Here is a 12,584-nt window from a genome sequence, read left to right as displayed (position 1 = left end):
TTTAAATAACTACTTTTAACACAACGCTTTTACAGCTCTCGCTGAACCCGTTCGCCAGGGAATTGCCTGGTCAGTTTGCCACGGAATGGAGTGGTCAGTTTCCCCGGAATAGTCACTTTACAGCAAATTAAAGTTGCTGCCACTGATATTCGTAAGGAAGTAACGGAAATCAAAAACAAAGTATAATAAAAAATTTATTGTACCATATTGTAAGCCTGGTCGGTAATCGACCAGGCTTTTTTTTTAGTTTTTGCCCTCGAATTAATTTACTCCTATCATTTCCCTATATTTCTCGCTGTTTAACAGATTATCGGTTTCTAAAAAATCCAATATTTCAATTTTTATCATCCAACCACTATCAAAGGAATCGCTATTTACCAATTCTGGCTCTTTAGTCAAAGCCTCATTTATCGCAACAACCTTTCCTGAAACAGGCATGAATAAGTCACTTGTGGTTTTAACGGCTTCTACAGAACCAAATATTTCATCGGCTTTAAATGTTTGGCCTATCCGTGGTAACTCCACGTAAACCATCTCACCCAATTCACTTTGAGCAAATTCGGTTATACCAACAGTGCCGATAGGATTATCAACCTGTAACCAGGTATGTTCTTTAGAATACAATAAGTTTTCTGGGAATTTCATGTAGTTGGAGTTTTAATGGTTTATTTTGATAGCGGCATAAATATATACGCCGCCGATAAAGCCAAAAAGGCAGGGAATCAGCCAATAATAGCCGTATGACATATCAAATTTAAAAGTTGCTATAAGCGCAGTAAGCATCATTATTGCAGCCATAAAAATATAATGCTTCTGTTGTTTTTTCATGCTAATAGCCTTTACGCAGCATATCGGCCAATTCGTTCGGGAGCGGGCTTTCCTCAACTGCTTTTGCCGCTTTTTCTATATCGTAAGCTACCCGGATGAAATCAACGCTGATGCTGTCTTTATCATTATGTGCCGCAGTTTCGTTTGTGGTAATCAGCACATAGCAACCCATCGGGTTTTTGTCTTTTGGCTTGCCGACCGAACCAATATTAACGACGTGCTTGTAACCACTACCCGTTTTAATTACCCGGTGATAAGGTTTATGCGAATGCCCTACACATAGTACATCTGCCTTTGCTTCGTCCATCATTTCTAAAAGGTAAGCTTCGTTCGTATCCACCAATACATATTCATCGATCTTCCGGGCGCTGCCATGTGCCAAAACGATATTTAAATGGTCTTGGTTGAGCTGGTATTCCAGTTTGATGCGGGCGGGTAATGTGTTCAAATACACACGGTTTTCTGCCGATACTAATTCATATGCGTAACCGTTGGTTTTCAAGTCATGATTACCGGCTAATGTCGCAATACCGTGTTTGCGGACTTGCGCAACAATTTCATTCGGCCAGATATTGTAGCCGATAAGGTCACCCAGGCAATAAACCGCATCGGGTTTACGATTGTCGAGGTCAGCCAGCAGGGCTTCAAAGGCAGGCAAATTGGCGTGTATATCAGAAAATAAAGCAATAGTCATGTTATAGAGAATATTTGATATGTCGGTTAAAAGGATGTTTTTTCACCCTGCCATTTTTCGCCAGCATGGATAAAGAATAACCAATTGTATTGTGAAGCTTTTTTATATCTAATAAAGGTTCTGCAATCATGATCTCTGCTACGATTTCATCGACCATCATTGGTTTTTCTTCTTTATTCAGAATGAATAATATCTTACTATTATAAGTGCTACAAGCTTCATAAGCAACGGGGATTAGTTCTGCAACTAAGTCATACTTACTATGCTTGGGAAACAAGGCTTCTGTATTTTCTTTAATAAAACCTTCCATAGCTGCTCTGACATGCTGCAGTTCATTTAAAAGATTAGCCTCCTTTTCCTTTAATAATTGTATGATAAAATTATGATCCATTGCTCTTATTTTAAGTAAGCCAATGCCCGGTTAGGACATTGGCCTATAATTCTATTTTAAGATAGGCTGACCGCTATAAGTGGCCGATTTTAATATATTTTCAGCAACGGTTACTGCTGACTTAGAAAGTGTAGCATAATTTAAAGGCTCGCAATTTTTTTGTCCATCATGGATATTCCACCACAACAAGTCCAACAGTTCTTTAGTCTTTGCTGCCGTCCGGTTATTATAATTTTGTTCCTTATAGATCAATGCCCAGGTAAAGCTGCTGATCGGATAACCATCCGGGTTGCTGGTATTGGTCAGCGATACCTTGGCATCGGCAGGCAGATCGATATTGCTGGCTGCTGTGATGGAGGCTAAATTAGGGGTAATGAATTTGCCTGACTTATTCTGTACCTGTGCCACCGGCATTTTATTTTGGATGGCATAAGACAATTCGATATAGCCGATTGCACCTGGTGTTTGTTTGATCAATCCTGCTACACCCTCGTTACCTTTGCCACCTAATCCTGTCGGCCAGTTTACCGCACCCGCTTTGCCAACCTTTTTTGCCCATTCAGGACTGATCTTAGTTAAATAATCTGTCCATATATAGGTGGTACCGCTTCCGTCTGAACGGTGGGCGACTACTAGGGGGAGATTAGGGAGTTTAACACCCGGATTGACTGCGGCAATTTTTGCATCGTTCCAGTTGGTGATCTTGCCTAAGAAAATACTGGCGATCAGATCGGGGGTCATTTTAAGGGATGATGTAATGCCTGGTAGATTATAAGAAACCACATCAGCACCGGATGCCATTGGGATGTGTAGTACAGGCACACCGATCTTTTTAGTCTGCTCATCATTCAATGGGGCATCAGAACCGCCAAAGTCAACCGTTTTATTGGTCAGTTGCAGGATACCGCCGCCTGAACCGATGGACTGATAGTTAACTTTGACGTTGTTCGTTTTGCCGTACTCGGCAAACATTTTTGAGAATAAAGGATAAACGAATGTGCTGCCCGCACCTAATAGCGTGTTGTCACTCTCTCCTTTACTCGCTGCTGTGCTGTCACTCCCATTTTTAGTGCCGCCTGAGCCGCCGCAACTGCTTAACAGCAATACGCTGCTTAAAGACAATAGACATCCTGCAACCAGCAGGGCTGTTGGTTTTAATCTGGTTTTCATAATGAAGTTTTTAAGGGTTTATCTGATAATTTATGTGCGTTTTAAGTTTAACCATGACGAAGCATATCCGCATACTCATTAGGTAAAGGACTATCTTCAACCGCTTTTGCCGCTTGCTCTATATAATAATCAAAACGGATAAACTCAACCTTTACACTATCCTTATCTTTAACTGAACTATTCTCATTGATGTGCAGCAATACATAGCCGCCACGCGGATCTTTATCTTTTGGTTTGCCCACCGAACCGATATTGATGGCATGGCGGTAATGCGGGTCTTCGGTAACTACCGTTGGCAATACCCGGTGATAAGGCTGATGCGTATGACCGAAACACATTACGTCTGCGTCCGCTTGCTCCATAATGCGTAACAGGCTTTTTTCGTCCCGGTCTTCAAACAAGTACTCATTGACCTTGCGGGGACTACCATGCACTAATAGCACATTCAATTTGTCGTTATTGAGTTGAAACTCTAAACGGATATGTGCTGGCAGAGTACGTAAATAAGCCCTTTGCTCGTCTTTTACCACCTCGTTGGTATAAGCGATGGATATTTTGCCCATTGCTTTTTCCTCGTCCGTTTTATAAGCGCAGCCACAATCATCACTATGACGGCCAATCCCAAAGTCATAGTTCCCAGCAATGCAAGGAATGCCGCGCTTGCGGATCTCGTCAATTACTTCGTTTGGCCAAATGTTATAGCCGACCAAATCGCCCAGGCAATAAACAGCATCGGGTTTTTGTTTTTCGACATCGGCAAAAAACGCTTCCAATGCTGGCAGATTGGCGTGTATATCTGAAAAAAGTGCAATTTTCATATTAGATGGTCGTAATAGTTTTTTGGGTATAATATTTCTTTCTTAACCAAAAGGCTAAGTTGACTAAGGCGATCAGAGCAGGAACCTCCACTAATGGCCCGATTACGCCGGCAAAAGCTTCTCCAGAATTAATACCGAATACACCAATAGCAACGGCTATCGCCAGTTCGAAATTGTTGCCGGTAGCTGTAAAGGCAATAGAAGTACTTCTCGAATAATCCGCACCAAATGACTTGCCGATAAAAAAGCTTATCGTAAACATGATAGAAAAATAAATCACCAAAGGAATAGCGATTCGCACCACGTCCATAGGAATCTGCACGATCAGATTACCTTTCAGGCTGAACATGACCACAATGGTAAAGAGTAAAGCGATTAGGGTTATCGGTGATATGAACGGAACGTATTTCGTTTGAAACCATTCCTCACCTTTAAGTTTTATTAAGCTGTAACGGCTAATGACACCGGCTGCAAATGGAATTCCCAAATAGATACCGACGCTTTTAGCGATTTCCCCAATGGTAATATCCACCGCCAATCCTTTTAACCCGAATAACGGCGGCAATAGGGTAATAAAAACATAAGCATAAACGCTGTAAAGCAATACCTGAAAGATACTGTTTAAGGCAATTAATCCGGCTGCATATTCCCGATTGCCTTCGGCCAATTCATTCCATACTACTACCATTGCAATGCACCGTGCCAGGCCGATCAGAATTAAACCAATCATATAAGCGGGATGGTCGCGCAGCAAGGTTATTGCCAATACAAACATCAGGATAGGGCCAACTATCCAGTTTAATATTAAAGAGGCGCTTAATACCTTGGTGTCTTTGAATACCTCGCCCATGTTTTCATATTTCACTTTGGCGAGAGGGGGGTACATCATTAGAATTAGGCCAATAGCCAGCGGTAAATTGGTTGTCCCGGTGGAAAAGGAATTGATAAATCCTGCTGACGAGGGAATAAAATAGCCCACTGCTACGCCGATGGCCATTGCAAGGAATATCCATAAAGTCAGGTAACGGTCAAGGAAACTTAGTTTTTTTCTTTCTGCCACAGGGGCACAGTTGTTTGCGCTCATTATTTATTATAAGGGTTTTAAGATGTCCCATACGCTGTTAACACGCGGGATATTGAAAAATTTAAAAGTATTTATTTTTTTGTCTTTGATGTTAAATTTCCAATTGAGTCCATTAGGGTCTGTTATGCCGAAAGAATGGTTGCTCGGGCCGAATGAATTATAATCCGCTTTCAAGGTATTAGCAAATCCCGCTCTTGTGAATTGTACAAAGCGTTCATAAACCTCCTTGTCGGAATTAAAAAGAAAGCTAAAATTGCCGCATATTGGTACAGTCACTTTCGGGTTTTCAATAAATGTTATCGTCAATAATTGTTTTCTTAAAGCATAGATGACATGCCCTTCATAAAGATCGGCAGCTGACTCTCCAAATAAGATATCGTAAAAGTCGATGGTACGAACCAGGTCTTTTACCTCATATTCGATATTTAACGTCGCGGCATGAAGCATATTCCAATACAGGATTAAGCATTAAGTTTTTGTTTTACCCAATATTCCATGTGCTTCGCTTCTTCAATAAAAGCCAGCACCGCTTCCTTTATTTCATCTCTCACCTTGCGGGTATTTTCCAGGATTTCTTCCTCTGTGCCTTTAAAACTTGAAGGGTCGGGGAATGACCAGCCCATTCTCCGTACTACACCGGGAAATATAGGGCAGCCCTCTGCGCTGGCTTCATCGCAAACTGTAATTACCGCCTGGAATAACCGGCCTTTCTTAAACAGGTCAAATACTTCCTGTGTGCCTTTGTAGCTGATGTCAATGCCAACTTCCGCCATCACTTTAACAACATTGGGGTTCAATTTTCCGGGTTCTAAGCCTGCACTTTCAGCGATCAGGGATTTCCCGTCATAGTGGTTCAAGAACGCCTCGGCCATTTGGCTGCGCGCTGAATTATGGATGCAAACGAATAAAATGCTGTGCTGTATCATAATTTATTTATTTAGTGGTTTATAATTTTCATCTGCTTGTATATTGCAATTTACCGATAAAGAGATGCAAAAAAAATCAACAACAGGTTTCGTCAAATTTCACGTCAATAAAGAACGTTTTTAAAATTGCCGCGTTTTCCTTCCATTTTGCCTGGTCAATACAATAGTTCATCGATGTGCCGTCAATCGTTCCTTTTAATAACCCCGCCTCTTTCAACTCTCTCAAATGCTGCGAAGTAGTGGCCTGCGATAAGCCTGTAACCTCTACCAAATCGCCGGTTATACATTCGTTAGCTTTCAGCAAATGGTCAATGATCGCGATCCTCGCCGGATGTGCCAAAGCTTTGAGCATTTGTGCCAGTTGATTTTGTCTTTCTGTAAAATTTGCGGTCTTCGTTAATCCCATCTTGTATAATGCAATATTACGATTAAATTCAATTACGCAAATTAAATTACTGTTAAATTTAACTTGCGTAATTGGTCGATATTAATTACAACAACCGGGAGCGCAGCAAGCTTCCTTTTCTTCGACTGGCTTTTCAGCAAATACCGTAACACTGAATATACCTGTGCTACCTGACTTAAAGCTGCTGATCTCTGCCTCACTTAAATATTTGCTCAATATATCATCCGGGATAATAATCGCTTTTTCTTTTTGAACAGTGATATTTTTAAAGCCGTTGATTTTGATTAGTTCCAAATAAACTTCTCTTTGTATGGCACCTGCAACACAACCTGCGTACATTTCCGCATTCTTACGCAGGGCATCAGGTAAATTTCCTACTAATACCACATCAGAAATACTAAAGTGTCCGCCTGGTTTTAGCACCCGGTAAATATCTTTGATCACGGCATCTTTATTTGGCACCAAATTCAATACACAATTGCTAACAATCACATCGGCAACATTGGCGGTAACGGGCATATTTTCAATGTCGCCAAAACGAAACTCGACATTATGAAAAGCCAGCTTTTCGGCATTTGCTCTTGCCTTATTGATCATGGCCTCGGTAAAATCAATACCGATCACTTTGCCGGTTTCACCGGTTTCGGCCCTGGCTATAAAAGCATCATTTCCCGCGCCTGAACCTAAGTCGATTACTACGTCACCCGTTTTTATTTTTGCAAATTGTGTCGGCAACCCGCAACCCAAACCCAAATCGGCATCCGCGTTATATCCGTTAAGTTCAGTGTAATCATCACTCATGATGTTATACACCTCGGTACTGCAACAGGTAGCCCCGCAGCATGATGCCTGGTTGTCTTCTTTGTCCTGTAAAGCAATCTCGCTGTATTTTTGCCTTACGATCTCTTTTAATTCCTGTTCGTTATTCATGATCTTATTTTTTTAATTTATTGTAATATTACGATGGATTAATTCAAATTTTTTTTAACAGCAGGCAGGGTTATAGGAATTAAAGAAAACGCCTAATTGATCCTTTAACTGATCCCAAACAATAGGATTGATGCAATAGCAAACACTTACGCCCTCAATCGTTCCCTGAATAAGCCCTGCGTTTTTCAACTCCTTTAAATGCTGTGAAATGGTTGGTTGCGCTAAACCCAATTCATCTACCAAATCGCCGCAGATACAAGCATTAACCTTTATGATCTGTTGTAAAATAGCGATCCTCGCAGGGTGTGCCATTGCCTTGAGCAAAACGGCTAAACTGTTTTGTTCTTCGGTAAATATTTCTGTTTTAGTTAAGCCCATAATTATATTGCAATATTACGATTAATAAATTAACAATTCAAAATATTTTTTATTATACAATAAATATAGTTATCTCAGCAGCTCCAGCCGCTTCACTCGTCCCTCATTCAGCCACTTCCCTGCATTTTAAAAGCCCGTGCGATTTGAGCATCGCCTGCGCTCACTCAAACCACACGGACTTTTTGCCGCTACTTCTTATTTTTTTAATAACTGCTCCTTAATACCGCTTAAAATTCCCCCAGGCTTTTTGGTTAGCAAATTTCTGAACAAGCCCTTTGACGTCAAGACCGGGGCCCTGCGGGTTTGCTGAAAAAAAATCTTCCTTGCTCGTTCCTCGCAAGCGTATTTTTTTTCGCAAAGTCTTGCCTTACAAAGGGCTTGTGTTCAGGTGAGGTTGCTTAACAAAAAGCCGGGAGGCCCTGCCGACTGACTTTAAAAACAAAAGCAACTATGAAAACAGCAAACGGCAGAAGCCCACCACACACAGCCCAACAGCGGAGCGGACAGACCGCCCCGCCATTGCAAAACGCCCCATTAGGGCAATTATTGAATTTATTAAAAACATTTAAAAATTAGAAATTATGAAAACCGTAGAAGTAAAAACAACAGCGATTAACAATAACAGGGCAAATATCACAGGTCACAATAACGTAACTGCAAAAGCAAGCAATTTGCCAGTAAGTATCGCTTTAAACGGCGAAGCAAAAAAGGACGAACCGAAGAGAGCGGAAACCCCCGCACCTGTACAGGCAACCGAACAGCCTAAAGAAATTGTACAGGCAGAGAACAGCCCCAAAATTGTGGCAGAACAGCCAAAGGCAGAAGAACCAAAGAAAGTTGCCGAAGAAGTAAAACCCGCTAAACCTGTACTGAATTTAGAGAGTACGTTAAAATTGGTGGAAGAACTGCACCGCCGTAAAGTGCAACGGGATAAATTAATGGATACCATCCAAAGTTTGGAAGCTTTTGAGGTTAACCAAAAGGATGAAGCCGAAGAAAGCGGGATAACCAATTATTCCCGGTGCGAACTAACAATTGCAGATGACAAGGGCAAAAGCTTTACCACTAAAAACCCGGTAATCATTTTTCATGTAACGCAATATGTGAACGCCCTTTGTATAGACAAACTGGCGCAGATTGAAGCAGGTATCATTATTCCCGCTTAATTAATGGAAAACGCCCCCTGCATCTGAATTGCAGGGAGCGTTTTTAAAAACTTCTATTTTCTTAAAAGCTAAGACAATGTTAGAATTATTTATCGAATTAACCAACCAAATTTTTTGGGATGGTTATGCACAGCAATTAGCAAATGAAAACCCCGCAGTTTTCAATTCCGAGTTAAACGATTTCATTAATAATTACAACTGATAAGATGATGAAAGACACCGTATTTCTATTTATTAAAGTGGTTATCCGCACCAAGTATCAACATATACAGGATGCTATGAAAGAGCTGGAAAACCAAACACAATACACCATCGGCAGTACCGAAAATGTGGAAGTATTGGAAACAGAGATTATTAAACTGAATAAAGAACAATTAAACAAAAACAACAATGGCACACAATCTTAATTATAACGAGCAAACAGAAAAGCACAGTTTTTTTTCAGTAAAGGAAAAAGCCTGGCACAACTTAGGGCAGATCATTACAGATTACCCGACAAGCGCAGAAGCGATTATACACGCAGGGTTAAACTACACCGTTGAAAAACGCCCTTTATTTACGTATGATACTGAAAATCATACAGGCGACCCCGACACGGATATTTTAATCCCCGAAATTGAAGTACCCGACTTTTACGCTACCATCCGCAACGATACCGAACAGGTTTTGGGGGTAGTTGGCAAAGATTACGAAGTGGTACAGAATGTTAACGCCTTTGAATTTTTCGATAGTATTGTGGGGGGTAAAGACGGCATTTTATACGAAACCGCCGGAGCGTTAGGCAAAGGTGAACGCATTTTTATAACCGCTAAACTACCCGATTATATCCGGGTGGGCAAGGATGATTTAATAGAGCAGTATTTATTTTTAACTACTTCGCATGATGGTTACGGCAGTATTACCGCAGCTTTTACCCCTGTTCGCATAGTTTGCGCCAATACTTTAAACGCTGCCATGCGTAACCATAGCAACGGCATTAAAATACGGCATACCGCCAGCGCAAACGAAAGACTAAAACAAGCACATCAATTATTAGGCATTACCAACCAGTTAGCCGACGAACTGGAAGAAGTGTTTAACCATTGGTCAAAAATCCGCATTACAGATAATGCCGTTAAGCATTTAATACAAATTGCAATGGCACCGAATAAGGAAGTATTACAAAACCTGCAAAACGGGAAGCAGGACGAATTAAGCACAACTTATAATAATATGGTAAGTAGCGTTATGGAATATGCCTTGACCAGCCCGACACAACAGGAAGCCACCACGAAAGGAACTTTGTTTGGGGCTTACAATGCGGTTACGGGATATTTTCAGAATGTCCGAAACTTTAAGGATGATGAAAGCAAGTTTAAAAGCATCATGTACGGGACGGGGTTGCAACGCAGTCAAACCGCCTTTGATTTATGCACTGAATTTGCCAAACATGGTAATATATTAAACTAACAATAACCAATAGGGGGCTAAACACCCCCTTTATAAATTAATCGTTATGAGCATTTTAGGAGATAAAACAGATTTTAAGGCTTTGAAAATCATTTCAAAATGTCTTAAACAACTTGATGAAATAAACAGTTTACATTTAAAGGTTACCAAAATAGATGATTTTGAAATCAGCCTTGCAAGAAATATGCTTAAAAGTGTTATTGACAATAATGTGCAGATAATGGATATAAGCCCCTCTGCTTAACTTAAAATCATAGGCATATAAAGGTCTTGTTTAAGGTAAAAAAGAGGTAGGAAGCCCCTAATAGTCACCGTATCAGTAAATTAGCGGTCGGCAATAAGCGGCTTTTGCCGCGTTTTAAGTGCCCGAAAACTTCTTTTAAGCGTCCTGACACAGGTCATATTACACCCTCCAAAAATTAATTGAACATAATTAATAAGAGTTTCTAATTTTAATGGCTTCTTCAACCCAAGAATCAATATTATTTTTTATATTATTATAAGCATCATTACCAGGATCATAGCATTTTACAATTGAAGATAATTTTTTGTTATTTAGTTCCAATTGATCAAATGGATTATTTCCCTTGCTACATTTACCGTTATTAGGACAATTTAGGTTGTGAATATAGATTCCGACTAATCCTTTTTTTTCCTTCCAGGCTTTTATAATTTCATATTCAACCCATGGCCTTTTGTGAGTTTCTTCTCCAACGAGTACAACAACGGCAGATTTATATTTCATGTTATCTTCAATCCATTTTTCTATTGCTGTATTTCCTCCCTTTTTAACCGTTTCCCATTCATTTGGTGATACAGGAGTATTACCTTCAATTACGCCCATATTTCTTACTTGCTGAACGCGCATTACATCATTCCCAAAATGAAAACTGTAAAAAACTTGTCTTTTAGCCATTTTATCTCTTTTTTATAAGTTTGTTTAATAGTGATAATGTTAAGTCTATTAATTGTTCTGGCGTATTATTTTCGTCCCCCAATTGTTTAAAAACATCTATATGTTCGCTGGAACCAAAATATGCTTCAAAGTCATTTAACACCAATTCCCAAAGTTTTTTCGCCATATAACCAGTCGCACCAATAGGGAGAACAATCGTATTTTGTTTTATGGATATGTCAAATTCTTGCTGTATTCCATTGGCAAGTACAACCTTATTATCCTCAAGCTTATTCCCAAATATAAAAATTGATATACCTGCATAAGAAATCATGTCAACTCTATATTTTTCCCATAATAATTTCCCTTGGTCGCCCTGTGGAAAGGGCCTTAATAAAAGTTGATTCTTAATGTTCTCTTTTCTTTTTATATAAACTTCTTCCAATACGCCATTGATTACTGAACTTCCTACACCTAAACCAAATCCCGAAACGATTTTAAAATCACTTCTAATTAAGGCCTTACTTAGTTCAGAAATAAAACTTTCAGCTTTTGGGATGTCCCAATTCCCATATTCGTGAGCACTTCCTGAGATATATACTGTTTTCCGTTTAAATCTTCTTTCAATTTCCCTTAAGATGTCAGTTATTTCAGGGTACTCTTTAACAAGCGTAACGTGAATATTAAATCTAAGCAAGTCCGTTATCACCAATGATTGCTTTATAACGCGATACTGATAATCTGCATCACTTTCATCTTTTTCCTGTTTTACTTCTCTAAAGAAACAATAGTGTTTCCTTTGGTTATCTTTAAAAGTTGTCCGTACTCTACTTAAAATGTAGTCCAGATTAGGATCAGTAAAGCTAAATCCAATAAATAGAAAGGTCTTTGAAGTGAGATCACCACTTAAAGTGTTAATATAAGCGCCATGTGATTGATAATATTTTTCATATTGATCTTTCGAAATAATAGCTTCGTCAGGATGATCGACATCCCCGTGCATTTTATAAAGAGTTACATCCCTTCCGTTTATTGTTCTTGCAAGGTGTGCGGTAGTATATTTAGCGTCAACTACCTTGTTCACATTTTCTAATGATTTCTCAATTAATTTATCATAATTGGTTGTCCAATAAGTAGAAATTGGTAAACGCGCCAAAATTTCATGATTTTCATTTGGTTTTTTCCCATGATGGAATTCATTTGCTATTTTTTGGCTTAGTGAATGTCTGTTATTAGCATTTTTATTTAAATGATATTGTGCTAAGGAAATCAAGTCGGTTTCTTTACCAATATCTAAATCCAATTCGTCTGCGAATTCTTTTAATAAGGCTTTCCAATCGACAAAACCTGAAGCCGCTGAAAGTCCCGCACCGGCAAAGACAGCAGCATTATTTTCTTCAATTTCTTTTAGAAAATCATTAATGAACAACTCTATTAACTTATTCATGT

Annotated in this window: 18 protein-coding genes; 4 read left to right on the top strand and 14 right to left on the bottom strand. The window is 39.5% G+C overall.

Going from position 1 to position 12,584, the window contains the following annotated elements; translation table 11 throughout:
• Positions 1-261: 261 nt before the first annotated feature.
• From gcvH to NAF19_RS28735, 12 genes are all read right to left on the bottom strand, one after another.
• Positions 262-645, bottom strand: a complete 384-nt coding sequence (gene gcvH, locus NAF19_RS28790) for a glycine cleavage system protein GcvH (RefSeq protein ID WP_252793840.1) — start codon at positions 643-645, stop codon at positions 262-264.
• A 12-nt stretch (positions 646-657) separates the two neighbouring features.
• The gene (locus NAF19_RS28785; protein WP_252793839.1) at positions 658-828 is read right to left on the bottom strand and encodes a hypothetical protein; all 171 of its coding nucleotides are present in this window, start codon (positions 826-828) and stop codon (positions 658-660) included.
• A gap of 1 nt (position 829) precedes the next feature.
• Positions 830-1,522 carry a metallophosphoesterase family protein gene (locus NAF19_RS28780; RefSeq protein WP_252793838.1) on the bottom strand — a complete coding sequence of 231 codons (693 nt, stop codon included), beginning with the start codon at positions 1,520-1,522 and terminating at the stop codon, positions 830-832.
• Position 1,523: 1 nt separating this feature from the next.
• Positions 1,524-1,913, bottom strand: a complete 390-nt coding sequence (locus tag NAF19_RS28775; protein WP_252793837.1) for a hypothetical protein — start codon at positions 1,911-1,913, stop codon at positions 1,524-1,526.
• 51 nt (positions 1,914-1,964) lie between these two features.
• Entirely contained in the window at positions 1,965-3,083 is a 1,119-nt protein-coding gene (gene pstS, locus NAF19_RS28770) for a phosphate ABC transporter substrate-binding protein PstS (RefSeq protein WP_252793836.1), read from the bottom strand.
• A gap of 47 nt (positions 3,084-3,130) precedes the next feature.
• Positions 3,131-3,901: a metallophosphoesterase family protein gene (locus NAF19_RS28765; RefSeq protein WP_252793835.1), complete on the bottom strand. Its 771-nt coding sequence runs from the start codon at positions 3,899-3,901 to the stop codon at positions 3,131-3,133.
• Between the two features lies 1 nt (position 3,902).
• Positions 3,903-4,985 (bottom strand): ACR3 family arsenite efflux transporter, encoded by a 1,083-nt coding sequence (gene arsB / locus NAF19_RS28760; protein WP_252793834.1) that lies wholly within the window; start codon positions 4,983-4,985, stop codon positions 3,903-3,905.
• Positions 4,986-4,991: 6 nt separating this feature from the next.
• Positions 4,992-5,432 (bottom strand): VOC family protein, encoded by a 441-nt coding sequence (locus NAF19_RS28755; RefSeq protein ID WP_252793833.1) that lies wholly within the window; start codon positions 5,430-5,432, stop codon positions 4,992-4,994.
• Between the two features lie 14 nt (positions 5,433-5,446).
• Complete coding sequence (locus NAF19_RS28750; protein WP_252793832.1) at positions 5,447-5,911, bottom strand: arsenate reductase ArsC; 465 nt, start codon at positions 5,909-5,911, stop codon at positions 5,447-5,449.
• 76 nt (positions 5,912-5,987) lie between these two features.
• Entirely contained in the window at positions 5,988-6,317 is a 330-nt protein-coding gene (locus NAF19_RS28745) for an ArsR/SmtB family transcription factor (RefSeq protein WP_252793831.1), read from the bottom strand.
• A gap of 81 nt (positions 6,318-6,398) precedes the next feature.
• On the bottom strand, positions 6,399-7,247 hold the full coding sequence (locus NAF19_RS28740) for an arsenite methyltransferase (RefSeq protein WP_252793830.1): 849 nt from the start codon (positions 7,245-7,247) through the stop codon (positions 6,399-6,401).
• Positions 7,248-7,301: 54 nt separating this feature from the next.
• The gene (locus NAF19_RS28735) at positions 7,302-7,625 is read right to left on the bottom strand and encodes an ArsR/SmtB family transcription factor (protein WP_252793829.1); all 324 of its coding nucleotides are present in this window, start codon (positions 7,623-7,625) and stop codon (positions 7,302-7,304) included.
• 581 nt (positions 7,626-8,206) lie between these two features.
• Here NAF19_RS28735 and NAF19_RS28730 point away from each other — a divergent pair.
• The 4 genes from NAF19_RS28730 (at position 8,207) to NAF19_RS28715 (ending at position 10,484) form a co-directional block, all read left to right on the top strand.
• Entirely contained in the window at positions 8,207-8,791 is a 585-nt protein-coding gene (locus tag NAF19_RS28730) for a hypothetical protein (protein ID WP_252793828.1), read from the top strand.
• A gap of 206 nt (positions 8,792-8,997) precedes the next feature.
• The gene (locus tag NAF19_RS28725) at positions 8,998-9,198 is read left to right on the top strand and encodes a hypothetical protein (protein WP_252793827.1); all 201 of its coding nucleotides are present in this window, start codon (positions 8,998-9,000) and stop codon (positions 9,196-9,198) included.
• Positions 9,182-10,240 carry a DUF932 domain-containing protein gene (locus tag NAF19_RS28720; protein WP_252793826.1) on the top strand — a complete coding sequence of 353 codons (1,059 nt, stop codon included), beginning with the start codon at positions 9,182-9,184 and terminating at the stop codon, positions 10,238-10,240. Before NAF19_RS28725 ends, NAF19_RS28720 begins: the two co-directional genes overlap by 17 nt.
• A gap of 46 nt (positions 10,241-10,286) precedes the next feature.
• Entirely contained in the window at positions 10,287-10,484 is a 198-nt protein-coding gene (locus tag NAF19_RS28715) for a hypothetical protein (protein WP_252793825.1), read from the top strand.
• A 189-nt stretch (positions 10,485-10,673) separates the two neighbouring features.
• Here NAF19_RS28715 and NAF19_RS28710 read toward each other — a convergent pair whose 3' ends face one another.
• Positions 10,674-11,156 carry a TIR domain-containing protein gene (locus NAF19_RS28710; RefSeq protein WP_252793824.1) on the bottom strand — a complete coding sequence of 161 codons (483 nt, stop codon included), beginning with the start codon at positions 11,154-11,156 and terminating at the stop codon, positions 10,674-10,676.
• Position 11,157: 1 nt separating this feature from the next.
• Entirely contained in the window at positions 11,158-12,582 is a 1,425-nt protein-coding gene (locus tag NAF19_RS28705) for an SIR2 family protein (protein WP_252793823.1), read from the bottom strand.
• Positions 12,583-12,584 lie beyond the last annotated feature (2 nt).

This window comes from Mucilaginibacter flavidus (assembly GCF_024055575.1).
Classification (GTDB): Bacteria; Bacteroidota; Bacteroidia; order Sphingobacteriales; family Sphingobacteriaceae; genus Mucilaginibacter; species Mucilaginibacter flavidus.
Note: the sequence above shows the minus strand (reverse complement) of the source record. Positions and strands in the feature narration are given on the sequence as shown.

Coding starts and splice junctions, on each gene's coding strand:
- pstS (WP_252793836.1), bottom strand. CDS start 3,083: ATGAAAACCAGATTAAAACCAACAGCCCTGCTGGTTGCAGGATGTCTA.
- NAF19_RS28745 (WP_252793831.1), bottom strand. CDS start 6,317: ATGGGATTAACGAAGACCGCAAATTTTACAGAAAGACAAAATCAACTG.
- NAF19_RS28715 (WP_252793825.1), top strand. CDS start 10,287: ATGAGCATTTTAGGAGATAAAACAGATTTTAAGGCTTTGAAAATCATT.
- NAF19_RS28755 (WP_252793833.1), bottom strand. CDS start 5,432: ATGCTTCATGCCGCGACGTTAAATATCGAATATGAGGTAAAAGACCTG.
- NAF19_RS28740 (WP_252793830.1), bottom strand. CDS start 7,247: ATGAATAACGAACAGGAATTAAAAGAGATCGTAAGGCAAAAATACAGC.
- NAF19_RS28750 (WP_252793832.1), bottom strand. CDS start 5,911: ATGATACAGCACAGCATTTTATTCGTTTGCATCCATAATTCAGCGCGC.
- NAF19_RS28705 (WP_252793823.1), bottom strand. CDS start 12,582: ATGAATAAGTTAATAGAGTTGTTCATTAATGATTTTCTAAAAGAAATT.
- gcvH (WP_252793840.1), bottom strand. CDS start 645: ATGAAATTCCCAGAAAACTTATTGTATTCTAAAGAACATACCTGGTTA.
- NAF19_RS28725 (WP_252793827.1), top strand. CDS start 8,998: ATGATGAAAGACACCGTATTTCTATTTATTAAAGTGGTTATCCGCACC.
- NAF19_RS28720 (WP_252793826.1), top strand. CDS start 9,182: ATGGCACACAATCTTAATTATAACGAGCAAACAGAAAAGCACAGTTTT.
- NAF19_RS28775 (WP_252793837.1), bottom strand. CDS start 1,913: ATGGATCATAATTTTATCATACAATTATTAAAGGAAAAGGAGGCTAAT.
- arsB (WP_252793834.1), bottom strand. CDS start 4,985: ATGAGCGCAAACAACTGTGCCCCTGTGGCAGAAAGAAAAAAACTAAGT.
- NAF19_RS28780 (WP_252793838.1), bottom strand. CDS start 1,522: ATGACTATTGCTTTATTTTCTGATATACACGCCAATTTGCCTGCCTTT.
- NAF19_RS28735 (WP_252793829.1), bottom strand. CDS start 7,625: ATGGGCTTAACTAAAACAGAAATATTTACCGAAGAACAAAACAGTTTA.
- NAF19_RS28730 (WP_252793828.1), top strand. CDS start 8,207: ATGAAAACCGTAGAAGTAAAAACAACAGCGATTAACAATAACAGGGCA.
- NAF19_RS28765 (WP_252793835.1), bottom strand. CDS start 3,901: ATGAAAATTGCACTTTTTTCAGATATACACGCCAATCTGCCAGCATTG.
- NAF19_RS28710 (WP_252793824.1), bottom strand. CDS start 11,156: ATGGCTAAAAGACAAGTTTTTTACAGTTTTCATTTTGGGAATGATGTA.
- NAF19_RS28785 (WP_252793839.1), bottom strand. CDS start 828: ATGAAAAAACAACAGAAGCATTATATTTTTATGGCTGCAATAATGATG.